General features: G+C 34.0%; 17 protein-coding genes. 14 read left to right on the top strand and 3 right to left on the bottom strand.

The features are described 5' to 3' along the window. The first annotated feature begins 123 nt into the window (after positions 1-123). The 9 genes from CACET_RS18905 to CACET_RS18870 all read left to right on the top strand — a co-directional run bounded on the left by CACET_RS18905 (position 124) and on the right by CACET_RS18870 (position 9,027). Positions 124-1,302: an ROK family transcriptional regulator gene (locus CACET_RS18905; protein WP_044825628.1), complete on the top strand. Its 1,179-nt coding sequence runs from the start codon at positions 124-126 to the stop codon at positions 1,300-1,302. 44 nt (positions 1,303-1,346) lie between these two features. Then, a complete protein-coding gene (locus CACET_RS18900) occupies positions 1,347-2,003 on the top strand; it encodes a pentapeptide repeat-containing protein (protein ID WP_044825627.1) in 657 nt (218 codons plus the stop codon). A 183-nt stretch (positions 2,004-2,186) separates the two neighbouring features. Beyond that, a complete protein-coding gene (locus CACET_RS18895) occupies positions 2,187-3,239 on the top strand; it encodes an alpha/beta fold hydrolase (RefSeq protein WP_052661507.1) in 1,053 nt (350 codons plus the stop codon). A gap of 401 nt (positions 3,240-3,640) precedes the next feature. After that, the gene (locus tag CACET_RS18890) at positions 3,641-4,282 is read left to right on the top strand and encodes a lactate utilization protein (protein ID WP_044825626.1); all 642 of its coding nucleotides are present in this window, start codon (positions 3,641-3,643) and stop codon (positions 4,280-4,282) included. Positions 4,283-4,609: 327 nt separating this feature from the next. After that, a complete protein-coding gene (locus CACET_RS20655) occupies positions 4,610-4,774 on the top strand; it encodes a hypothetical protein (protein WP_158386137.1) in 165 nt (54 codons plus the stop codon). Positions 4,775-5,323: 549 nt separating this feature from the next. Next, positions 5,324-5,854, top strand: a complete 531-nt coding sequence (locus CACET_RS18885) for a sigma-70 family RNA polymerase sigma factor (protein ID WP_052661506.1) — start codon at positions 5,324-5,326, stop codon at positions 5,852-5,854. Next, a complete protein-coding gene (locus CACET_RS18880) occupies positions 5,836-6,777 on the top strand; it encodes a DUF4367 domain-containing protein (protein ID WP_044825624.1) in 942 nt (313 codons plus the stop codon). The genes CACET_RS18885 and CACET_RS18880 overlap by 19 nt, the downstream gene beginning before the upstream one ends. A 356-nt stretch (positions 6,778-7,133) precedes the next feature. Next, positions 7,134-7,679, top strand: coding sequence for a sigma-70 family RNA polymerase sigma factor (locus CACET_RS18875; RefSeq protein WP_044825623.1), 546 nt, complete (start codon positions 7,134-7,136; stop codon positions 7,677-7,679). Continuing rightward, positions 7,672-9,027: a hypothetical protein gene (locus tag CACET_RS18870; protein ID WP_044825622.1), complete on the top strand. Its 1,356-nt coding sequence runs from the start codon at positions 7,672-7,674 to the stop codon at positions 9,025-9,027. The genes CACET_RS18875 and CACET_RS18870 overlap by 8 nt, the downstream gene beginning before the upstream one ends. 131 nt (positions 9,028-9,158) lie before the next feature. Here CACET_RS18870 and CACET_RS18865 read toward each other — a convergent pair whose 3' ends face one another. Further along, positions 9,159-10,307: a baeRF3 domain-containing protein gene (locus CACET_RS18865; RefSeq protein WP_044825621.1), complete on the bottom strand. Its 1,149-nt coding sequence runs from the start codon at positions 10,305-10,307 to the stop codon at positions 9,159-9,161. A gap of 438 nt (positions 10,308-10,745) precedes the next feature. Between CACET_RS18865 and CACET_RS18860 the strand changes: the two genes are divergently transcribed. From CACET_RS18860 to CACET_RS19685, 4 genes are all read left to right on the top strand, one after another. Beyond that, the gene (locus CACET_RS18860; protein ID WP_044825620.1) at positions 10,746-11,579 is read left to right on the top strand and encodes a deoxyribonuclease IV; all 834 of its coding nucleotides are present in this window, start codon (positions 10,746-10,748) and stop codon (positions 11,577-11,579) included. Positions 11,580-11,897: 318 nt separating this feature from the next. Continuing rightward, a complete protein-coding gene (locus tag CACET_RS18855; RefSeq protein WP_201774960.1) occupies positions 11,898-14,975 on the top strand; it encodes an ATP-binding protein in 3,078 nt (1,025 codons plus the stop codon). Beyond that, positions 14,953-16,047: a response regulator gene (locus CACET_RS18850; RefSeq protein WP_044825619.1), complete on the top strand. Its 1,095-nt coding sequence runs from the start codon at positions 14,953-14,955 to the stop codon at positions 16,045-16,047. The genes CACET_RS18855 and CACET_RS18850 overlap by 23 nt, the downstream gene beginning before the upstream one ends. 205 nt (positions 16,048-16,252) lie before the next feature. After that, entirely contained in the window at positions 16,253-19,612 is a 3,360-nt protein-coding gene (locus CACET_RS19685; protein ID WP_052661505.1) for a stalk domain-containing protein, read from the top strand. A gap of 246 nt (positions 19,613-19,858) precedes the next feature. On the opposite strand, the gene CACET_RS18840 is transcribed toward CACET_RS19685, so the two are convergent. Further along, a complete protein-coding gene (locus CACET_RS18840; protein WP_044825618.1) occupies positions 19,859-21,214 on the bottom strand; it encodes a Na+/H+ antiporter NhaC family protein in 1,356 nt (451 codons plus the stop codon). A 217-nt stretch (positions 21,215-21,431) separates the two neighbouring features. Between CACET_RS18840 and CACET_RS18835 the strand changes: the two genes are divergently transcribed. Continuing rightward, positions 21,432-22,997, top strand: a complete 1,566-nt coding sequence (locus CACET_RS18835) for a PucR family transcriptional regulator (RefSeq protein ID WP_044825617.1) — start codon at positions 21,432-21,434, stop codon at positions 22,995-22,997. 100 nt (positions 22,998-23,097) lie between these two features. On the opposite strand, the gene CACET_RS18830 is transcribed toward CACET_RS18835, so the two are convergent. Next, on the bottom strand, positions 23,098-24,267 hold the full coding sequence (locus CACET_RS18830) for an iron-containing alcohol dehydrogenase (protein WP_044825616.1): 1,170 nt from the start codon (positions 24,265-24,267) through the stop codon (positions 23,098-23,100). Positions 24,268-24,274 lie beyond the last annotated feature (7 nt).

Genomic DNA, 24,274 nt, shown 5'->3' with positions numbered 1-24,274 from the left:
CAAGATCCTTCACTACCCTCAGGATGATATTTGGAGAGAACTTTGGTAATAATTGTGTTAAGTTAACGCCTATGATAATTTAGTTAGCGTATTGATATATTAACATAAGAAGGAGCTTCAGCCATGATAAACCTAGAGACATTTAGTCAGGACCAGATTAAAGAAATAAATCGATCAAATATTATTAATATTATTAAACAAAAAGGAGAGATAACCAAACAGGAAATTGCTGTTGCGCTTAAGTTGAGCATTCCCACCGTAACCACCAATATAAATCAATTGATAGAGGAAGGGCTTATTGAAGAAGCAGGGGTTGGAGATTCTACTGGAGGAAGAAAGCCTATAATTCTCAAGTTTATTGAAAATGCAAGGTTTTCAGTTGGTGTGGACGTTTCTCCCGATACAGTTCGAATAGTGTTAATTAACTTAAATAACAAAATCATTGATGAAGCTTCTTTTCCCTATATAAAAAACTTTTCCTTTAAAGAAATATTAGAAAGTCTAAAGGTTGAAATAGACAGCCTCCTGTCACGCAATCATATAAATAAAAATAAGGTTTCAGGTGTAGGTTTTTCCTTGCCTGGATTGGTTGATGAGGATCAGCTTATTCTAGAGAATGCTCCTAATATAGGCGTAAGGGATTTTGATTTCCAAGAATTTCAGAGTAGCTTACAACTGAAGGTATTTATAGAGAATGAAGCAAATATAGCTGCATATGCAGAAACAGAAATAGGTAAAACCACAAGCATGCGAAATGGCGTCTATGTATCCATCACTGAAGGTATTGGTACCGGTATTATTATAAACCAGCATATTTTTAAAAGCTCTAATAAAAAGGCTGGGGAGTTTGGACATATGAGAATATCAGATGAAGCCAAAGCCTGTAATTGTGGAAGGACCGGTTGTTGGGAGCTCTACGCTTCAAAAAAAGCGCTATTTAGATACTATGAGGAGTTTACTGGGCTAAAAGCATCCTCTTTGGATGAAATTTTTTCTGAAGAAAGCTTTAATACGCTTTTAGTTAGAAAGTCGATTGAAAGGTATATTGATTGTCTCTTTATAGGAATCGAAAATATTATTTTAGCTTTGAATCCTGAATTTGTGATTATTGGAGGAGAGCTGGGAAAGTATGAAAAAGAAATGTTGGCCTTAATAAATCGTAAAAATAATATGAAGAGCAGTTTTGTAGAGTATGAAGGAACCAAAATTGTTTTTTCTGCCCTTAAGGATAAGGGTTCATTAATTGGAGCGGCGCTGTTGCCCTTTGAAGATTTGTTCAACTATACAAAAAATATTATTTAGCAAAAAAATTTATGGTAAATATCATTCAAAGGAGAGACTGTACCATGAATAATAAGCAAGTTCTGCCGAAAGTAATTAAGCCTAAGCTGATAAACGGTATTGAACAAACGAGTATGAAAATTATTGATGTTGAAGATGAAGCTACTATTAAGAATATTTATATATCAGACTGCGCAATGGAAACACGAGAAGCTAACAAAGTAGACTTTGAAGGTGTGATTTTTAATAAAGTGGATTTTAAAGGTATCATATTAAATTCATTAGAGCTTATTGATGTAAGATTTGAAAACTGTGATTTGTCAAATGCAAATTTTGTTGGAGCAATTATACATAGAACTGAGTTTATCAACTGCAAGCTAATGGGTTTAAACCTCAGCGATGCTACACTTCAAAATATTTATATGAATAACTGCAATGGTCAATTTATTCATATGAATTATATTCAAATGAAAAATGTAATCCTATCAGATTGTATATTTGAAAATAGTAATCTTCAACACAGTAAATTAGATAAGGTTGAGTTTAGAAAATGTAATTTTATATTAAGTCAAATGTCTGGAACTAGTTTGTCAGGAATAGACTTGAGTAATTCCAATTTTGAAGGAGTAAGTATACGACCTGAAGATATTAGAGGTGCAATAGTTTCTCCCATGCAAGCAGTAGACTTTTCGAAAATATTTGGACTTATTATAAAGGAGTAAATAGTGAGAAGAGGACGAGGGTAGGGACACAATTAATTACATGGCATAATCTGCTTTGCTCAAGTTATATATTACCGATAAAAAACCGCAGTTACAGCGATACAGTGAGCCGTACCATAAGTAATGATGAGGTTTAATAAAGTAAAGCACTTACAATCTTTACGGCTAACCAAGGGGGCAGATATGAAGTATTTGAAAAAAATTTTATTAAGTTTACTATCTATTTTATTATTGATTATATCGCTTAGCTTTTTATTGCCAGCTAGAACCCCTTATATTACTGGGAAAAATAGTGTTGCTACCTTAGAGAAGGTTACTTTAGGCGGAGTAGAACAATTTATACTTATTAGAGGACGAGATGTTTCTAATCCAATACTACTTTTTTTACACGGAGGACCTGGATATTCACAGATATCGTATGCAAGAAAGTATCAAAAAGGATTAGAGGAAGAGTTTGTAGTGGTAAACTGGGATCAAAGGGGATCAGGAAAATCTTATTCTAGAAATATTCCTAAAGAAACAATGACTCGTGATCAACTAATAGAAGATACAAAGGAGCTAATAGACTATCTATGTGATAGCTATGATAAGGATAAGATATACCTGATTGGGCATTCATGGGGAAGTGAGGTAGGGGTTTTTGTTGTAGATAAATATCCTGAGAGGATAGAAGCATATATTGGTATTGGTCAAGTAGTCAATGGAATAAAAGGTGAGAGGATATCTTATGAGTATGCCATGGAAAAAGCTAAAGAAGACAATAGCAAAAGGGCTATTAGAGAATTAAACGCTATTGGAACTCCACCATATAAAAACATTATAACTGACACCAATACTCAAAGAAAATGGCTTGCCAAATATGGGGGAGTGGAAAAGCAAGTAAATACATTGAAGGATATTATTCTAGGCAGTATTTTTGCACCTGAATATACAGGAATGGATGGAATAAGGATGGCAATAGGAAGTAAATTCAGTTTTGATAATTTATGGGGCAGTCATTACAGTTTGAACCTTATTGAACTTATACCCGAAGTTAAGGTGCCTATATATTTTTGCATTGGTAGGTATGATTATACTATACCATCGCAACTTGCTGTGCAATATTATGAAAGTATAATAGCTCCAGACAAAGAACTATTTTGGTTTGAAAATTCCAGCCATTTTCCCCAATTTGAAGAGGTTGAAAAATTTGAAGAAGTTATGAAAAGAATAAAACAAGATAAACTTCCCAGGTGAGGCAGCAGTACTATTATTTTGATTTACTTATTTGACAAACAAAACCGTCGATACAACGGTACGGTGAACCGTATCACAAATTATGCTTATTAATAAAGACATGAATCAATTTGCTTTAGAATTTGCAGATGGCAGAATAATTGTTGTATCTAACGAGATATATCAGAAATATACGAAAATGTCATGGACCTGGAGATAGTATTGTTAAATAAGTATTGTCTTAGATGGTTCATATGGTACATCATTTTTATATTATGAAGAATAAGGGATAGAAATTAAGTGACTGAGGTCCTGTCAGCCTTTGAGCTTTTAAGGCGCGGGACTTTACATAACAATGTGTTCGGTGTGGCTTGCAAGTTATATAATATGTAGTAATATTTAGTAGGAGGTCAGATTTTTATATGGATAATAGTATTTCATGGTATATTCAAAAACAAGTTGAAAGAACAATTTGCAACCTTGAAAAGCATAATATCTCGGGCTTCTTTGTAGCAGATGAGAAAGGATTAATACAAAAATTACAAGAACTTATATCCGAGAACGCTACTGTTACAGTTGCGGATTCTATGACTCTCTTTGAGACAGGTGTGATTGATTTTTTGCGAAACGGCAAGTATGATTTTTGGGATAAACATAAGGAAGGTATTACAAAAAAAGAGAAGAAGGAAATATATAGGAAAAGTTTTAGTGCGGATACGTTTATGTGTAGTACAAACGCTTTGACAGAGGAAGGTGAGCTTTATAATATTGATGGTAACGGAAGTCGGGTAGCAGCAATGATTTATGGACCAGACCAGGTAATTATTGTTACAGGTATTAATAAAATAGTTAAAAATTTAGAGGAAGCAGAAAAACGGGTAAGACAATATGCTGCCCCACTGGATGCCAAAAGGCTAAATAAAAATACTCCATGTGTAACTTTGGGGTATTGCATTGATTGTAAAAGCGAGGAAAGAATTTGTAATGATTTCGTTGTTATAAAGCGCCAGTTTACCAAAGGGAGAATTAAGGTAATTATTGTAGGAAAGCATTTAGGATACTAATTTTAATTAAGTACATTTTATATGGCTTAATAATACGTATTATTTATATATTATAAAATATGAGGGATGCAAATTAAGGGGATGACGTCCTGTCAGCCTCTTGTTACAGAGCATTCGTTTAATGTAACGAATGGTTTAAATGAAAAATTAATAACTAGAATGAAATTTTAAATTTTATTCTAGTCTATTAAATTAACTACGTAACTTTTGTACAAAGATCTAATGCTAGTTTGGATAAATTACCATTGGGATATACCCCAAAAATACCTTAAGCCTATCGAAGTAGTATTTTTCCCACAAAAACTCTACGAAAGGCGGTATTATCTTATGAATAAGATAACATTTCACCAGAGTAATTGCAAGGAAGAAACTGCTTCAGCATGGTTGGTTTCATTATTGAAGTTTGCTTATGAAACTGAGTATTTTAAAAAACTACGGGACTTTAAACTTCTAATGATTAAAAAGGATTACACCATTTACCAGAAGTTTTAGAGCAATTTATGATTAATAAGTTAGGTTTATTATTTATATGGATAATTCATAATTAGAAAAATATAAGGGTATCATCAATGACTACTGTATTCTAAAATTCAGTAGTCAGGTCAATTAGACAATGATATCTAACGAATAAAATAAGCAAAGAAAGTTCTCGCTTATTTTGTTTACTAATATTAGCGTATTACAGTATAGTAGTTATCAGGCAAATGGGGACGGACCTTGCTTACTATACACATGTAGAGAATAGAGAAATGGGGTAGGAATAGTATATGCTTCTGACTAAATATAAAGTGATAGAATCATAAGGACAAAAGATAGTATAGTTAGTAATCAATAGTGATTAAATAGAAGGTCATCGGTCTTTTTGTGAACTGATGACTTTTTTCAATTTTTATAAAATATTGTAGTGTTTTAAATTAAAAAAAGTGTGATAGATTTCTATAATATTCGTATTACTACATGAAAGACTTAGCTAAGTGAAATAAAAAACCAACAGAAAGTAAGCAGAAGCAAGATTTATAGAGACAGGGGAGGTGATTGCGGTTGGGAAAAGAAGTGTTTATAGAGATCTTTGAAAATTATCATAGACGTGTATACAATTATATTTATTATCGAATTAGTAATTCCTATGATGCTGAGGACTTAACCAATCAGGTATTTGAAAAGGTGATCAGCAGATATCAAACTTATCAACCGAGTAAAGGACATTTTGAAGGCTGGTTATTTGGTATTGCCAAAAATTGTGCAAATGATTATTTGCGTGAAAAAAAGAAGTGGGGATGGATTCCTTTTGATTTTGAAAGTAGAGTAGGATTAAATTCTTCGCAAAAAACACCAGAAGAAGAGGTGGTTATTGAAGAAAGCAGTTGTCAACTGATCAAGTTAGTCAACAAATTAAGTCAAAGAGAAAAGAATATTATTGCTTTAAAGTATGGAGCTCAACTGGCGAATGTAGAAATCGCAAAGTTAATGAATATATCGGAAACAAATGTAGGGAGCATAGTCTATCGCATAATAAAAAAGCTACGAAAGGAAATAGAGAAGGAGGATGTGTTATGTCTAAAAAGAGTATAGAGCAGAGCTGTGAAGAGCTACTAGAAATAGAGCAGGGTCTTCTAGAAATGGACTTTAGTACAGGGGAAGGAGTAGAAAGAATGCGAGAGAGATTTTTAGCTAATTTAGAGAAATGTGAAGAAGAAAAAAAGAAGCATGCTTACAGAAGATTTAAAAAGCCAGCAGTGGCAGTTGCTTCTTTGTTTATCATGGGAATACTTGCATTACAAACTACTTTTGCACAAAATCTAGTGCAAAGTTTTGTGCAACGTATCTCATTGGGGAATATAGGTGCTGAATATTTAGACCTCAGGACTGGAGAGTCTGTGCCTGCCGAATATAAAGGAAAACTTTTTGATAGCAATGGAAATCCTATTGAAATAATGCCGAAAACCATTGGAGAATTATATACAGCAGAGGGAGAGCAAGTTATAGCCTTTGTTAATGAAGATGTAGCAAAGGATGGCATTCTAACTGCATCCCGCGAAAAGAAATGGATAGAGACGAATTCTATAATAGTTGCAAAGGATGAAGAAGAATCCTTTAAAATTACAGATGCTAGCACACTTAGCAAATATACTTGTTTTGAAGTAAAGATGCCAAACTATTTGCCAGAAGGTTATGTTTTCGATTATGCAGAACTATATCCTGAAAAAGAAGGGGAACGATTAGAAGAAATAAAGGATCATAAAATTATACATCTTTACTTCACAAAGAAGGGGGAAGAGGGTTATATTCTTATCTCGCAACGATTTAATTGTGAAGAAACAGCAGGAGAAGCAGGTGCAGGGGAAAAACCAGTTAAAATTGATATCAATGGCAACCCTGGTATCATGTATGATAACGCTGTAGCTTGGACAACAGAAGAAGTTAATTATATGCTAAGCGATTGTGTTGATATAGGTAGAGAGGAGTGTCTCAAAATTGTCCGTTCTATCCAATAATTATAATCGCTGAATGAATCGTGCAAGGTGTGTTTTAGGATATATTTGTTGGCATAAATATAAAAGATCTATCCAACTTATTTGTAGAAAAAGCTAAAGGTTGACAAAAGAAGCACGTTATTAGACAAACTATACTTTGGTTGGTGTAAGAAACAAAGGCTAGCGAGGACCATACAATACTTTGTGTAACTGCAAAAGGAGAAGCTGTGAAATTTTACAAAAACTTCTATGATAAAATAAAAATTATCATAGAAGTTTTTTACTTTTTATCCAAAGATTATAAGAGAAAAATGCTACTAGGTGCGTAGTAATATATGAAGGATTGGTCATAAAAGATAGAGAAGGAGGTAAAGGATTTGGAGTATTCACAGAGTACACTTGTAGAGGGAATAAAGGCTAAGGATATGAGGGCTTATAACTCTATGATAGAGAAATATACAAAGGTCGTCTATTGTTTAACCTACAATATTTTATCACCATCACTTAACAAAGAAGATATTGAAGAGTGTGTTTCTGATGTGTTTTTAGATGCATGGATGAAAATAGATATATTTGATCAAGAGAAAGGGAACTTTAGAACATGGCTTTTAGTTTTAACAAAGTATAAGGCACTTACATATAAACGTAAGAATGCAGGAAAAAATGTTGTGGATATTGAGGGATTTCAAGTAGAAGATAGTTATAATTTGGAACAATTATTCTTTTTAAGGCAAGAGCAAGAAAAGGTCATAGAAGTAATAAATTCTTTTAATCAAATAGATAAGGAAATATTTTTTAGAAGATATTTTTTTGATGAAAAAATAAATGATTTAGCAAAAAAATTTAATTTATCCAGAACTGCTATAGATAATAGACTTTTGAGAGGTAGAAAAATTATAAAGGAGGTATTAAATTATGAATGAAGATAAATTAATGCAGTTATTGAATAGCTTGGATGATGACTTGGTTGAAAAAGAAATTAATAAACTACTGGAAGGAGTAGAAATAGATATGAATGCTATAAACAAAAAAGCCCATCAAAAACTAGGTAGAAAAAACAAAAAAATTTTCACTAGAAAAAAACTTACATATGTAGCGGCGGCTTGTCTATGTATATTAAGTATAACTGCTATATATGCTGATGATATCTCCCAAACAATAAAGTCTTTCTTTAACAAAACACCAATATACTCAACGGTTGTTGATGGAGAAGCTTATTACTTAAAAGAACCTCATTCTTTAAATGATTATATTACCCTAGAAAGTATAATGGTCCATGAAGGGAAACTAGAAATGGAATTAACAACAGATTTAGAGATAGAGGATGAATTAGCCAATATAAGTATCATACCTAAAAACAATCCTAGCGTAGTCTATTATCTAGGTGGTTACGGCAAAGTTTCAGAGGAAAAAAATAGATATCTTTTCTCCTTTATGAATGGAGTAGAAGAAAATTATCATATTAAACCCTTTAAAGATTTTATATTTAACATTACAGGGAATACCTACGAAGTCTCGCTAGATAAAGCTAAAAGCTTAGATTTAAATAGCAACATCTATACTGCTAATGCTGCAGAAAAAAGGGTGGCAGGTGTAAATATTGGCGCTAAAATTTTAGAGGAAAGTGAAAAGTTAAATATTCAATTAATCACATCCTTTGAAGATAAAGATTTGAAATTAGCTGCACTTGGCAAGCTAAAAGAAACAAATTTTTCATCAACATTCGAAAATCTTGGGGAAAAGGGCTTGATAGGTTCAAGTACTGCATTGATGACAGAGGATCTTTATGTATCTGATGAAACAGGAAAGGAATACAAGCTAGAAATTCCAAAAAATCCAACGGGTCGACCAGTAACAATATTTGAAACAAATGCACCTAAAGACAAGAACCTGACACTAGAGATACCTACAATTGTTGTATCCTATCATGAAGTAGTAGACTCTTTTTCATTCAATATCCCCGATGAAGGGGAAGTAAATTTAAATCAAGAAATTGATTTTAGGATACAAAAAGCTATTGTGAAAAAAATTAAAAGACTAACAGCAACAAAGGCTGAAGTAGAATTTCAGTTAAATACAGGGGAAAATGAAAATGCTCATATAAAATCCTTTAGCTTCTATAGCCCTGATATAAGAAAGATGGCTGTTGAATTTAATAAAGATAAAGCTATAATGACCTTAGAATTTGATGAAAATCTTACTGCTGCGGATATGGAAATAAGCTATCCTAACATTGAGATGAATGGAAATTGGGCAATTGATATAGAGTAAGCATAATAGGGATAATAATCAGTAAATTATAGCAATAATTAATAGCATATCAGTAGCAAATAGCAGTAACCCATACTATGGGTTACTGCTATTAAGTCTCAAAGGGGGATGGTCCTTGCTTGCTATGCTTATCAGTATCTAAAAATAGCAGCAAAGGGTTTGCCTTCAGGGATGTCTTCGGCTTTAATGATAAAAATATCGCCACCTGTGAGAAAGGTGTTAGAGGCTGCGAAGTCTATTAAATCTATAGAGTCGTTATTCTCCTCATGGTGAAAAGTCACAACATTTTTTTCAGGTACAAAGGAGCCCCATTCATGGAAACCTGTGGAAATCATAAGTTGTTTGATCCTGCCATTATAGGCTGCAGGCACAATTTCGTCAATGGCGTTAGATGCTTGACCTGTTCCAGCAAGTTGTCTGTAAAGATCTATTGCCCGCTTTTGTTCTTCTTTAAAGTAAGGTTCTACTATAGCCCAGGCTTCATCGCGGAGTTTTTTTGAACTTAATTCTTCTGGGTTGCCTGTCAGTCCCTCCTGTAACAATCCTTGATAAACATTTGCTTCTTTATAAATTGATAGCAGATAATCTACGCCTGCCAGAACTAGAGGTACTTTATAATCGTTTAGATAGCTAACAATGCCATTATTGATTTGTCTAAAATATCTTAAGATAGCATTTTTATGGTCAATGTCTTGCCCATGGTACATGCCAGAACGCTCACTTCCATGACTACCTCTTGGGGTGCCAGTATGAAACTGAAGTTGTTTTTCTGGGTCATCATACTGTAGTGCTTCTGCCATATTAGATGGTACCCCTTCTAACTTGATTTCATGAACATCATACCGGGTACATTGTAATAGCCTTACCTCTTGCTGGCTTAGGGCAAGGACATAGAATTGACCATTGTTATTAAATAAAGGTAAGAGGGGCTTAATGTGAAACCTATTAGAGACCACAGTTAACTCATCAAACTTAAGGGGTAATTGATAGTAGAAGAAGTTATCTTTGGATATAAAAACAGCTAAACCTTCATTTTGATAACTCCAGAACATACTATCATTCACAAGTTTTTCAAGGGGTTCCAATAACTTAGGAATATCCTTATCTAACATGGAAGTTTTCTTTAGCTTCTCTTCAGATTCTTTGATTAAGTTTTTTAGTCTTATTCTACTTTGATCTATCTCATTACCAGCCCTTTCGGTGGGAAGAAAGATAGAAACACGAGGATCATTACTTGTTTGTATCAAACTTCTTAATTCATCCTTAGTTAGCAAATTCATTAAGTTAACCTCCTTTTTATTATCAAAACATTTATTTGTATTAAAGTACTTACCCGTAGGAAAAAGGAATAAACGTTATGATCTCTTGCCATGAGACAAAGTGATAGTCTCTGTAAGCCAAAATTTAAAGACTTTTTTTACATATCCTTTTAAGTCGGTATCACATAGACAATTTGTTGTATATGAATAATAAAAAATCAAAGGTAATATAAAAGTAACTTTCGTTTGAGCTCGACTATTTTTCTTGATATAATAAAAAAACATATAAGCAACCAATAAAAATATCTGCAGAAATAAAACCTCTAAACCACGCTGAAATAACCTACAAGACCAACTTTGGGGAGGTTCCAAAGGGAGATATAAATTTTTGAAAGAGAACAGGAGATGGGTTTGTTGTCTCAATCGTAATAATAAAAATCAGAAAAGGAGAACTAATTAATGTTAAAAATAGGTTGCCATTTATCCGTATCCAAAGGATTTTTGCATATGGGAAAAGAAGCACTTAGCATTGGTGCTAATACTTTTCAATTTTTTACACGTAACCCAAGGGGAGGGAAAGCAAAGGCTATCGACGAAAGGGATGCATTTGCGTTACGTGATCTTGCCAAGGAGAATAATTTTACGACTTTTTTGGCTCATGCGCCTTATACGCTAAATGCCTGCTCTGCTGACCAAAGAGTAAGAGAGTTTGCACTTGAAATAATGGAAAATGATTTGAAACGAATGGAGTATCTTCCCAACAGCTTTTACAATTTTCACCCTGGTAGTCATATTAATCAAGGGGTAGAGGTGGGCATTAACCACATCGTAAATATGCTTAACACTTTATTAAATATTGAGCAGACTACGATTGTTCTTCTTGAGACAATGGCTGGAAAAGGAACTGAGATCGGAGGAACCTTTGAAGAATTAAAACAAATTTTAGATGGAGTAATTCTTTCAGAAAAAATGGGGGTTTGTTTAGATACCTGTCACATCTATGATGCTGGCTATGATGTCGTCAATGATCTGGAGGGCGTTCTTGGAGAGTTCGATAAAATTATTGGACTGGACAAACTTTATGCCATTCATTTAAATGATAGTAAAAATCCTTTCAATAGCCGTAAAGATCGACATGAAAAAATTGGAGAAGGTTTTATTGGATTAGAAGCGATCACAAAGATTATCAACCATCCAAAGCTTCGAAATTTACCTTTTTTTCTTGAAACCCCGAATGAACTTTCTGGTTATGCCAAGGAAATTAGCTTACTAAAAGGTTTGTACAAAGAATGAGTATTAAGGGGGTCACTGTAAAATAGGATATCTAACATGAAAAAATCTAATTTTAAGTTGTGTTTTTTCTTGACATAAGGCCACAATTTGATTATGAAGAAAAAGACTATTAAATAAAAATACAATTAATACCTAAATAGTATATAAGGAAGGCTAGAAAATAAAGATATGTTTTTTTAAGAGCCATAGACAGAGGTCTAGGGCTTTTTGTGCTTCGATTTTTATGCAATTAATGGTGCTTTTTACCTTTGTTTGGTGGGGGGAGACTTTGCTATAATATACGTATACTGCAAATATATATGCAAAGAGGAAATAACTGTGAGTAAAAAATCAATAATTATTATTTTAATTACAATGCTTCTAATTACCTTTTCAGTAATAAGAGTGGCGGACGACCTTGTTTCAGTAAATAAGGCAAGTCAAGCTAAGCTGGGTGTATTAGATTTGAGCAACCATGATTTTACCCAAAGTGGGCCTATTGGACTGAACGGTGAGTGGCAGTTTGTTCCTGGGAAACTTGTAGACTCAGATTATTTTAGTGCGGGATTTGAGGCTATGTACGTAGTAGTTCCCTCATTATGGACAAAGCACAAAGTCAATGACGAATTTATCCCTCAATTTACAAGTGGCACCTATCGATTGTTAGTAAAAGTATCTGCCAATGAAGAGATACTAGGTATAAAAACGACGAATATTCGGATGTCAAATGTCATCTATGTAAATGGAAGGAAAATTGGTGAAAGTGGTGTACCTAAAGAGAATTCTAGTTACTCTCCCCATAATACGCCATATATCTCTTTTTTCTATAATGATGAGGATCTTATAGAGATCATTGTACACGTAGCTAACTTTAACTATGCCACAGGTGGTGGAATTGTTGGGAGTATTTATCTAGGAGATGAAGGAGATATCCTTGCTTTAAGGCAGCGGTCATTAACCTTCGACTGGATAACTATTGCAGCCTTTTTTATGGCGGGAATGTATTTTTTAGGATTTCATATTCATTTTCGAAAAGACACTAGTCTCTTATATTTTTCGTTGTTTTGCTTTTCTGTGGCACTATACTCAGCAACCCATAATGAAAAAATTCTACATTATATGTATCCCCAAATACCGTATGCTATATTTCAGAGGCTTCAATCTGCCTCTAATTTAGTAGCATTATCTTTGGTGGCATACTTTCATAGAACGTTAAAGGAGTTTTCAAATATAAAGGCAGTAAAATTTATTATAGTATTAGGAATAGTTGTAGCCCTAACAACTTTATTACCGATTAAGATAAATTCAAAGCTAGAATCCTTGTATACTGCCTACTTTATGTTAGCGATAATTTATATTATATATCTTCAAATAAAAGCAATTAATAAGGGGACGACCGGTGCAGTACACTTACTAATCAGTTCATTAGGGTTAAGTATATATGCCCTTGTGTCAGCTTTAAATATTACTGGGAAGATTAAGTTACACATATTACCTCCTGTTTTTCCGTTTTTTTATTTGATGATGTTATCTTTATATATGGCAAATAGGTTCACTGATACTTATCAAAAAAACGAGGAATTAACACAGCAACTACTACAGGTAGATAGGTTTAAAGATGATTTTTTAGCTAAAACCTCCCATGAGTTTAGGACACCCTTATATGCTATTATTGGGATTTTACAGACAATATTAAACAATAGTACCCCTAGTACTTTGGTTTCCCAACAGGAAGAGAAGATAAAATTAGTTATACAAAAATCAAAACGTCTATCAAGTTTGGTACAAGATGTATTAGATCTTGCGAAGCTAAAAAGAAAGGAATTAGAACTAGATTTTAAGCCAGTTGACCTATATGTCACTACATTTGTTATAGTTGAAGTTTTTCAATATATTATAAAGAAAGATATTAAAATAATTAATGAAATTTCTAAAGGGACACCATTGGTACATGCAGACGAAAATAGACTAAGACAAATACTATATAATCTTATTGATAATGCAATAAAGTATACCGAAAAAGGGGAAGTAAGAATATCTGCAATACTAAAGGATGATAAAATGATTATTGCAGTAAAAGATACAGGAATAGGTATAAAAAAAGATAAACTAACTACTATATTCAAGGAGTATGAGCAGGCAGGGGATTCACACCAAGAAATTCATGGAGTTGGACTGGGACTTAGCATTACAAAACAATTAGTAGAGCTCCAAGGGGGAGCGGTTTGGGTTAAGTCTGAGTTAGGAAAGGGCACAACCTTTAGCTTCAGTCTGCCAGTGATAAAGGGCGAAGCCTTGAAGGGTTCTTCAATAAGTAGATTTAAATATAATAATACTGAGTATCACACTAAATATACCTTTCCCTTTGTTCTTGGAAACCCTAAAAACAAAAAAATTATTATTGCAGATGATAACCATTCAAGTCTAAGAATATTGATGGAGGCATTAGAGTCAGAAGAGTATTGTATTATAGCAGTGGATAATGGATATGACGTATTAGACCAATTGAATAGATATATTGATATAAATTTAGTTTTGCTGGATATCATGATGCCGGGACTTACAGGATATGAAGTCTGTCAGAAAATACGTGAAAACTATAGTTTAACAGAATTACCTGTATTAATGCTTACAGCAGCTATATTACCTGAAGATATGGTAGCTGCTTTCCAGTCTGGGGCCAATGATTTTCTTCATAAGCCAATTGACATAACAGAGTTAAAGATACGGTTAAATAATCTTATTTCTGTAAAAGAGGTTGCCCAAACAGCTACTAATATGGAAATAGCGTTCTTGCAAGCACAAATAAAACCCCATTTCATTTATAATGTACTGAATTCTGTCATGTCATTAAGTTATATTGATATTGAAAAAACTCGAGAGTTATTATTAGACTTTGCCAGTTTTTTACGAAGTAGTTTTGGCTTTATTAATACGCATAAACTTGTCCCATTACAAAATGAGCTGTCTTTGATTAATTCTTATGTACAAATTGAAAAGGTAAGATACCCAGGAAAATTCGATTTTTATATAGAGATGAACCTACAATCAGATTGTATGATACCACCATTGTTAATTCAGCCATTGGTGGAGAATGCTATTATACATGGTATTAGCAGCAGGCAAAATGGAGAAGTAAGGGTCGTAATAAATGAAATTGGTAATCAGGCTGTAATCTCAGTTGACGATAATGGAAATGGAATAAAAAAAGAGATAGTGGAGGAGATATTTAGTGGATCACAAGACTATAAAGGTGGGGTAGGGTTGTTAAACACTGTAAAAAGAATTAAGCAATATAGTGGAGCTACTATATCGATAAAAAGTGAAGAGGGAGTGGGTACGAGTATAACTATGGTTTTACCTATTCAATCACTTAAAGAAGAGGATGAGGGTTATGCTGAAGGCCATAATAGTTGATGATGAAATATTAGCTGTCAAACTTATAGAAAACCTATTAAGAGAAAAAGAAGAAGTTGAAATAGTAGGGGTATGCAACGATGCTAAGGACGTAATTAAAATGGTTGAAAGGCTGAACCCTCATATCGTTTTTTTAGACATAGAAATGCCTGGTGACAATGGAATTACAGTGGCTGAAGAAATAACAAAAACTGATGAAAATATAGAAATTATATTTGTTACAGCATATGAAGGTTATGCTATTGAAGCTTTTAGAGTTCATGCAGCTAACTACTTATTAAAGCCAATTAATAAACAACACCTATATCAAACAATTAATAGAATAATGAAAAGAAAGAATATACATAAGAATATACCAAAGGATAATACTCTTCTAAAGGCTCAAATGATGGGTAACTTTATACTATACAATAAGCTGGGTGAGCCAATAAAGTGGAGAACAAAAAAAGTCAAAGAACTGTGTGTATTATTATTGCACTATAGAAAACCAATACACAGAACACAAATTATAGAAAATTTATGGCCAGAATACTCTCTTGAAAAGTCAACAACAATATTGCATACAACTGTTTATCAACTCAGAAAAGAATTAAAAAGCTGTGGTTATAGTGAACCAATACTGTATTCTAACGAGTGCTACTCTTTAAATATTAGTATTCACATTGACGAGAGCATGTTTCCTCTAGAATTAGATTATGCTATTGATAGCGAAGAACTCCTAAGTTTAATAGATAAAGCCATCAAGGGATACTTAGGAGATGAGGATTATATCTGGACCATAGGCTATGGGGAAAAAATTAAAGAAAAGACGAAGCAGATTTTTGATAAATATGTTATCTATCATATAGATTCAGATAAGAGGCCGAATCAGTGGAGAAGTATTTTAGAAAAACTAATTGAATTTGATTCTTTTGATGAGATGTATTATAGAGAATTAATTAAGTACTATATAGAAACACAAAATATAAGTAAAGCAAATTTGATTTATAAAAGGTTAGAAACATTACTTTGGAATGAGTTGAAGACCAAACCTTCGGAAGAAACAGAAAAAGTTTTAAAACAAATGAAATAGATACCCTCAACGCCCGATATAAATTGGGTGTTTTTTTGCGAAAAAAATGTCGAAATTGTTCAGAAAATGTTTAGACCAATGTATTAAAATAGAATAGCTTAGAAAATTTATCATTATACCAAGCATCAAACAAAGATAAAGTCCTGCTATATGTAGGCGTCTGCTCAAGTATTTATCCAAAAAACTAATGAATGGAGGAACACAAGTGAAAGCAAAAAGAATTTTAGCATTAGTACTGGTAATGACATTACTATTACCTGCATCATTTACCTTTGCATCAACTGGAAGTCCGTTGACGTCTTTAGCGATTAGGGACGGGTCAGGGACAACTTATTTAAACGTAACTGATGCAAATCCTGGAGAATACAGCGTGCAAGTACCTTATGGTACAGAAAAAGTACACCTGGACGTAACAAGGCGTAATATACAAGATATAGTAATCATAGGCAAGGACTTCTTAGAAGACGGCCAAGCCTTTGAACTAAATGTATCCCCAGGAGCTGATGGGAATACATTCCTACTGATGGTAGAAGATGGAGAGAGTACAGAATTCTATGACATCATAATATATGTTCTCGACGCACCACCACTATCAGAGCTCAGCGAAGTAGAGGATCTAACAGCCTTAGTGGGTGGGGTAAACGTAATTGAGTTTCATCCAGATATTTTAACTTATGAAGCAATCGTTGATTTCAAACATGAAACTGTAACATTCGGTGTAACAACTACTGATTTAATGAATGATATTATTTTTATAAACGACATGACTGGACAAGTAGCTCAACAACTATCTCTTATAGTTGGATTAAATACATTTAAAATTGAATTATTTTACAATAATGAATCAGTAAGTGAGCATACTGTTAGTATTATAAGAAAACCAGATATATCAGTTCTAGAAGACTTAATAAATGAGATGGGAGAACTGTACAACAATACGGAAGCAGGAGAAGAAGTAGGGCAATATCCTTTTGACGCTAAATTAAGATTCGATAACGCAATAGGGGCAGCAGTACTCGCTAGAGATACTGCTACTACACAAGAACAAATATATGACGCCATAGATAAATTATCAGATGAATATTATATTTTCATCGCTTCAAGAAATCTAGAAGTAGTTGATAGAGAAGACCTACTAGGTGCTATCTATGAAGCTGAGGATGCCTTAGCTGTTGCAGTAGAAGGAAACCTTCAAGGTCAGTACCCAGTTGGAAGCAAAGCTATACTGCAGGCTGCTATCAATGAAGCTTACTTAGTTTATCAAGACCTATATGTAATACAATCTGAGCTAGACGCCGCAGAAGTGGTGCTATACGGGGCATTAAATACATTCCTAAATGGTGTAATAACTGGATCTCAAACACCAAGGATACTACAATACATTTACAGACCTTCTAATGAAGTTTCCGTGGAAGTAGGTAAAACAATAAAGCTACAATTCCTTGCTATGTATGATACATATGAGGTAGTCGATGTTACAAATGAAACCCTTTGGAGTTCTCGAAATGCAGAGATAGCTTCAGTCAGCGCTGGAGAGGTAACAGGTTTATCCATAGGACAAGTACTAATAGATGTAGACCATAACGGATTCCAAGTATATTTCACGGTAAGAGTAAGAGCAGCCCAAGTAGAAAAAGTTGAACTGTTAAGTAAAATTCAAGAAGCTGAGGGTTTAGTCTCATTCTCAGTAGAGGGAGTACTGGAGGGACAATACCCGTATGGCTCAGTAGCAGTATTGCAAGCAGAAAGAAACACTGCATTATGGGTATACCATGACGCACAAGCTACACAAGTAGAAGTAAACGAAGCTAAAGGTAGGTTAGAGGAGGCAATAGAGTATTTTAAGAGTTTAAGAATCAGTTCTCAATTACCTGAGCTAAGAAACTATAACAACTTAGATTCATTATATGGGTCCACAGCAATAACACCAGCATTTAATCCAGATGTTTTAGAGTACAACATAAATGTGGGCAATGATATAGAAGATTATACAATCCAAGCCGCAACCTCTAATGGTGCCACGATCAGAATTAACGGGGAGGTAAGAAATGCTGCGGTGGTGCCTTTAGAAGTCGGAGAAAATGCCATTAGCATTGTAGTAACAGCTGAAAATGGAGGAACAAAGACCTATACAGTAAAAGTAAGTAGAGATGGGGCAGGACAACAACAGCCATCATTAGATGACAATACAGAGTTACCTCATATTTCAATAGAAAATATGCTATTTATGTTTAACCCAGATTTAACAGAATATAATCTATATGTAGGTAATAGTATAGATTCGTTAAATCTATTAATCACACGTAGGGCTAGCACAACAGTAATATTAAACGGTACTGCTGTTGAAGGTCCTAGAAATGTTCCTTTGAGTGTTGGAGAAAATATTATTACCATTGTGGTAATAGCAGAAAACGGTGTAGATACTAGAACCTATACAATCACTGCTACAAGACAAGCAGCATCAGTAATAACACCACCAGTTACTAATGAAAACAATAATGGAGGCAGCACAGGTGGTAGTTCAGGCGGTAGTTCAGGTAAATCGTCAGGAGGTGGTGGTGGAGCTGCATCGACACCACAACAACCAGCACAAAATAATCAAAACAATCAAAGTCAACAAACACCAGTTCAACAACAATCAGTGGTACAATATGAATCAAAGATTACCGATGGTTTATCTACAGTAGAAGTAGGTAAAGGTACAGTAGTGGCTAATAGTAACGAAATTAAAAACATTATGGAGTCTGGAAAGCCTGTAGTATTAGAATCAGCCATAGCAACAATTGATTTTGGTAAAACGGCATTAAATACTCCAGAAGTGAAAAGTGCAGCAGTTGGTTCAACACTTGAATTAGGAGCTAAACTAACAGAAACAGTAATAACAGAAAAGGTAATTTCTTCAGCTAGATTAAATGAATCAGGCTTATATGTCTTAGGTGGCAGTGTATTAGATTTAGTGGCTGAATTAAGACATATTGATGGGACTAGTACAAGAATCCGTAGCTTTGCAGAACCAGTTAAGGTAATATTAAACTTAAGAGAATTAGGTTTAGTTGGAGAAAACATGGACAACTTAACAGCAGTAAGATTTGTTCCACAAGGCGACGGAACATACAAAGCGGTTAAGCTAGGTGGAGAGTACGACAGTAAAAATGAAACATTTGAGTTTTACACAGACAGCTTCAGTTTATACAGTATTGTAAGAGCTGACAACCTTACTCAAATTAAATTAGCAATAGGGGCCAATGACTACTTAGTAAATGAAAACAGTAAAGTGACAGATGTTCCTGCATTAATTGAAGATGGAAGAACACTAGTACCTTTAAGAGTAGTAGCAGAAGCCTTAGGTGCAAAGGTAGAATGGGAATCTTCTACAAGAACTGTTACCATTAAGTTAGATGGCAAGGTATTAACATTAGTGGTAGATCAAACTATAGAGGGTATGGATGTACCTGCAAGAATATTAGAAAGTAGAACAATGGTACCAATTAGATACGTATCTGAAATGCTTGGGGCGTATGTTCTATGGTTTGGAGAAACTCAAACTATTCAAATAATTAAATAATTTATGAAAACTGTTAGCCTGATTCAAGGGCTAGCAGTTTTTTATTTTTAGTTATGCCAAGGAAATTAGCTTACTAAAAGGTTTGTACAAAGAATGAGTACTAATGGATCGCTATAGAATAGGATATTTTAAAATTATTGATAAAATGCACCTCAAATGTTAGATATGACGTTTAACACTTTGAGGTGCATTTTTTAAGACAAGGAAAGTGCTGAAAAAGAGATTTGGTCCATAGACAAAACTATATCAACATTTAGAATTATAACTACTTATTGGTCTTACCTTATAGCTTGTTTCCGAAATCTTAAAATATATGATATTAACTATTGGAAGAAGGTATAAATAAAAAGCATATGGAATAAAACCTATACTACTTACGTTCATTGTGCTGGTAGGTACAAAAGCCGCTATATTCCAAGGAATAAGAGCTGCTAGCACGATTCCTGTATTTTCTAGATCAATAGCTAACGCATACTTATCAACATTTTTTTCTTTATAAGTGTTTGTCATAAGCTGATTAGTTAAAACGGCTGCAATAGATTGATTACATCCGAAAGCAGCGGTTAAAATACTTACGCCGGTTGTATAAGAAAAAAGTTGAAATCGTGTTTTTGCTTTCATTAAGATATTTTCTACACTTTTTAGCATATTTGTTCCATCGAATACTCCAGCAAGAGAACAAGATACAAACACAACCAACGAAGCTTTCCACATAGAAACAATTCCTCCACCTTTAATTATTGTATAAAGTGGACTAGCTGAATCTAAGTGAAATCCTAGCAACATATACCTTAATATCTGTGGAAGAGTCTGCTGTTGCAGTGATACACTAATAATAGATGCTGCTAAAATGCTAAAGAGCATGGATAATTTAACGTTAACTTTAAGTATTGACAAGACAATGATAATCAGAGATGGTAATAGGACATACCAGTTTATAGTAAAAATTTTTACTATCTCATTATCAATGCTACTTCCAATAAAACTCAATGGTTGTTGGAAAGAAATTATTGTATATAAAACCATTGATAGCAACAGAGGTATAATTGACGTTTTAAACATGTTTCTTATATTGATATAAAGATTCGTCTCGGTTAAATTTGCAACTAAATTTGCACTTGAAGACATTGGTGAACACCTATCACCAAAATATGCCCCTGCAATAATTGCCCCCGCAGCTATATTTGGATCAACATTTCCACTTTTAGCCATTACAATTAAGGCTAAACCTACAGTACTAACTGTTCCTAAAGATGTACCAAGTAAAAAAGATACCAAAGAACTTATCAAGAAGGTATATAGGATGAAAAAGTTAGGATTCATAAACTTAATACCATAGTAAACTATTCCAGGAACAGTTCCCGCTGCCATCCATATAGCTGTAATAGCACCTATTAATACGAATATCTTTAAGACAACAAATGCTTTTTTTCCTCCAGTATATGACATGATAAGGATCTCACTTAATGAAAAGCCTCTTCTCAGTGAAATGTAGGAAAAAATTAAAAAACCCATCAACAATGGATAACCCACAAAAATTCCCTTATAAATAGAAAAAATTAGCACACAAAATGTAATTAACATACCAGCAATGATGTCCACACTAAGCACTCCTTCACACTAAACTAGTTTTTTTGTTTTGGTAAAAATAAGATTTCACCATTAAAATACATATCGATATGTATAGATTCATGTTAATATAAATTGTGCTATTATACAAACAAATTATTTCTATAAATATAATCGGATGTGCCGCCTTGTCTACATACATTGATTGCTATATAATATAACTCAAAGATGATGTTATGGAGGAACTGTTATGGCAGTAAAAATCAGTAGTCTATTAAAATATATTTCAGACTTTAAACCAGCTTCTACAGGTTACTGCTGTCATGAAGTACGTACTTTTCGTTTGCTAAATAAGCATCTAAAGGATTTTCACTCAGATTGTATATATATAGGAAAAAGTTCTCAGTTACCATCTGTTCCTCCCCCTGCACCGACTACATTTTTATTGATAAGAGATCATGATACTTCTGCCTATGATTCCTTACATGCAAACTGCAATTGCATTTATGTCGCACCTAATACGGATATCAGCGGATTACTTAACGCAGTACAGGACTATTTTGATAATGCGATGTATATCTCTGAATGTGCACTTAAAATTATGCGGCTAAATAAAAATACTTCTAATTTGCAGGAAGTGCTTGATCTAGGCTTTGAGTTGCTAGGCAATCCTCTTTTATTAGTAGATGTTTCTCTTTGTTTTATTGCCCATGCCGGCGGAAATACCGTTAACAATGAACCTTTATGGGAATGGACATTATCCAAGGGGTATGTAACTGAAGACTATGTCAACTCTGTCATGATGGACGGCTTAGCTGATGAAGGACGATACCCGCAAAAACCCCTTCTAATCTGGGAAAAAGGTATACTAAATCATAATCAGTTGGTTTTTCGTATTTTATCAAACAATGTTCCAGTGGGGTATCTCAAAACATTGGCATATAATAAGTCAATATCTGAAACCGACCAACAGCTTATTACAATTATAGGAAATTGTCTGTCTCAATTTTTAACCAATAACTATGCAGAACATGCTTCCTGTTCTCCGCTTATAGAATCATTTTTAATATCTTTATTGAATGAAAAACTATACGATCACGATGCAATTGATGAACGGATACACCAGTTTAATATAAAGCTATATGATAATTTGACATTAATCGTTATTGAGCTAAAAGATTCATTTCTGCAGGATAAGGCTAAAGCTATCTTATTTAAACGAAAGCTTCAAAACTTTCTAGGACGGGATAATATTGTGTACTATGATGGCCACCTGGTAGCCCTCTATGACTCTAAAACAATACAGCCCTTCACAGAATCAGAGTGGACTAGTTTTGAAGCGCTGTTAGATTCCTATGATTGCCGTGCAGGGATTAGCTTATTATTTCACAAACTACATTCCTTACCCGAACATTATCGCTCTGCTTGCGAGGCACTTCATACCGGTGGGAGGCTGCATTTCTCTCAACCAATTGTTCGGTATTCTGATATTATGCTGCAGCATGTTTTTTTGATCTATGGCAGCGAAAGGGATTTAACGCCTTTGATCCATCCGGCTATAAGGACCTTGCAAGAAATAGAGTCTGATAAATATCATATGTTTTTAGAAACGATAAAAGCATACATTGACAATGGACTAGAAATCCCATCAACTGCTAGAGCGTTATTTATTCATTACAATACAATGAAATATAGACTCAACCGTATTGTAGAATTAACAGGATTAAACTTTATGGATGCACAAACAATTTTCCAACTGCAGTTATCCTTTTTGATTATGGATATGCAAGAAAAGCTCAAAAAACCTAGGGAATAAATGCTACACATAAGATAATCCCATAAAAAAACACTCCCAGAAACTTCACTGGGAGTGTTTTTTTAATCGAATCTAAAGGGTTTAAAAAGGATACAGCATTTTATTGGTAATCATCATATAAAGTCTCTAATAGTGTGATGACATCTTGCTCTGTAATTGTTCCGTCGAATGTCATACAAAGGGGCTCTTGGTAAATCATTGGTTTTGCTGCTAGTACCTGTTCTTTTGTTAGTCCTTGTTCTTTTAAAGAAGGGATTCCTATTTCTTTGCACAACACCCTAACTGCATTTCCTACTATTTTTCCAATGTTTTCTGGAGTTTCTGGGGAAAAACTAAGACCCATAATTTCTCCGATCTTCTTCATCTTTTCAGGATATGCTTTGGCTGAAAATTCTATAATAGGCGGAGTGACTAATGCACAGCATATACCATGAGGAATATGATACATATGTCCTAATGCATGAGCTGTTGAATGTCCCATATGTACGCCTGATTCGTTAAACGCAATTCCTGCAAAATTGCTTGCCAAGGCTAGATTTTCCCTAGCTTCTAAGTTATTTATATCTTTTACAGCAATTGGAAGCCATTTTGATATTAGCCGAATAGCTTCATAAGCTAACAAGTCAGAGTGAGGTGTGTTTTTTACTTCTGTCAATGCTTCGCTGGCATGGGAAAATGCATCCATTCCTGCAAATGCGGTAATAAATGCAGGAGACCCCACGGTAAGTTCTGGATCTACAATTCCATAGTTAGGCGGACACGGAAGCCCAATTTTACATTGCATTGTTTCTGAGGATACAACGGATACAAAGGTGCTTTCCGAACCGGTTCCTGCAGTAGTAGGAATCAACATCAATGGCAACGGTTGGACAGCATATCTCTTCTGACCAGTTAGATAGAGTACAATTTCCTGCAATACTCCATCTCCATTTGGAATTACTGCTGCAATTGCTTTTGCAGTATCCAATACACTACCACCGCCAACACCTATAATACTGTCTACAGCTTTTTCTCGTCCTATGGCTGCCGCTGCTGCTACTGTATAATCGGGGCAGTCTGTTTCTACGCCATCCCACATTACTACGTCAATACCTTCTGCCTTAAGGACGTTCACTACTTTTTCTGCGTGACCAGTATCCAAAACTCCTTTATCAGTAACCAGTAATACTTTTGTCATATTTAAATCTTTTGCCTTTTTGCCTGCTTGTTGAGAGGTTCCGTTACCAAAAAGTATTGGTGCTAATTGTGTATAGACTCCTGACTTTAACATATTCATC

The sequence above is a fragment of the Clostridium aceticum genome (assembly GCF_001042715.1).
Classification (GTDB): Bacteria; Bacillota; Clostridia; order Peptostreptococcales; family Natronincolaceae; genus Andreesenella; species Andreesenella acetica.
This window is presented reverse-complemented; position numbering and strand designations above follow the sequence as displayed.

Coding starts and splice junctions, on each gene's coding strand:
- CACET_RS18905 (WP_044825628.1), top strand. CDS start 124: ATGATAAACCTAGAGACATTTAGTCAGGACCAGATTAAAGAAATAAAT.
- CACET_RS18900 (WP_044825627.1), top strand. CDS start 1,347: ATGAATAATAAGCAAGTTCTGCCGAAAGTAATTAAGCCTAAGCTGATA.
- CACET_RS18895 (WP_052661507.1), top strand. CDS start 2,187: ATGAAGTATTTGAAAAAAATTTTATTAAGTTTACTATCTATTTTATTA.
- CACET_RS18890 (WP_044825626.1), top strand. CDS start 3,641: ATGGATAATAGTATTTCATGGTATATTCAAAAACAAGTTGAAAGAACA.
- CACET_RS20655 (WP_158386137.1), top strand. CDS start 4,610: ATGAATAAGATAACATTTCACCAGAGTAATTGCAAGGAAGAAACTGCT.
- CACET_RS18880 (WP_044825624.1), top strand. CDS start 5,836: ATGTCTAAAAAGAGTATAGAGCAGAGCTGTGAAGAGCTACTAGAAATA.
- CACET_RS18870 (WP_044825622.1), top strand. CDS start 7,672: ATGAATGAAGATAAATTAATGCAGTTATTGAATAGCTTGGATGATGAC.
- CACET_RS18865 (WP_044825621.1), bottom strand. CDS start 10,307: ATGAATTTGCTAACTAAGGATGAATTAAGAAGTTTGATACAAACAAGT.
- CACET_RS18860 (WP_044825620.1), top strand. CDS start 10,746: ATGTTAAAAATAGGTTGCCATTTATCCGTATCCAAAGGATTTTTGCAT.
- CACET_RS18850 (WP_044825619.1), top strand. CDS start 14,953: ATGCTGAAGGCCATAATAGTTGATGATGAAATATTAGCTGTCAAACTT.
- CACET_RS18835 (WP_044825617.1), top strand. CDS start 21,432: ATGGCAGTAAAAATCAGTAGTCTATTAAAATATATTTCAGACTTTAAA.
- CACET_RS18830 (WP_044825616.1), bottom strand. CDS start 24,267: ATGTTAAAGTCAGGAGTCTATACACAATTAGCACCAATACTTTTTGGT.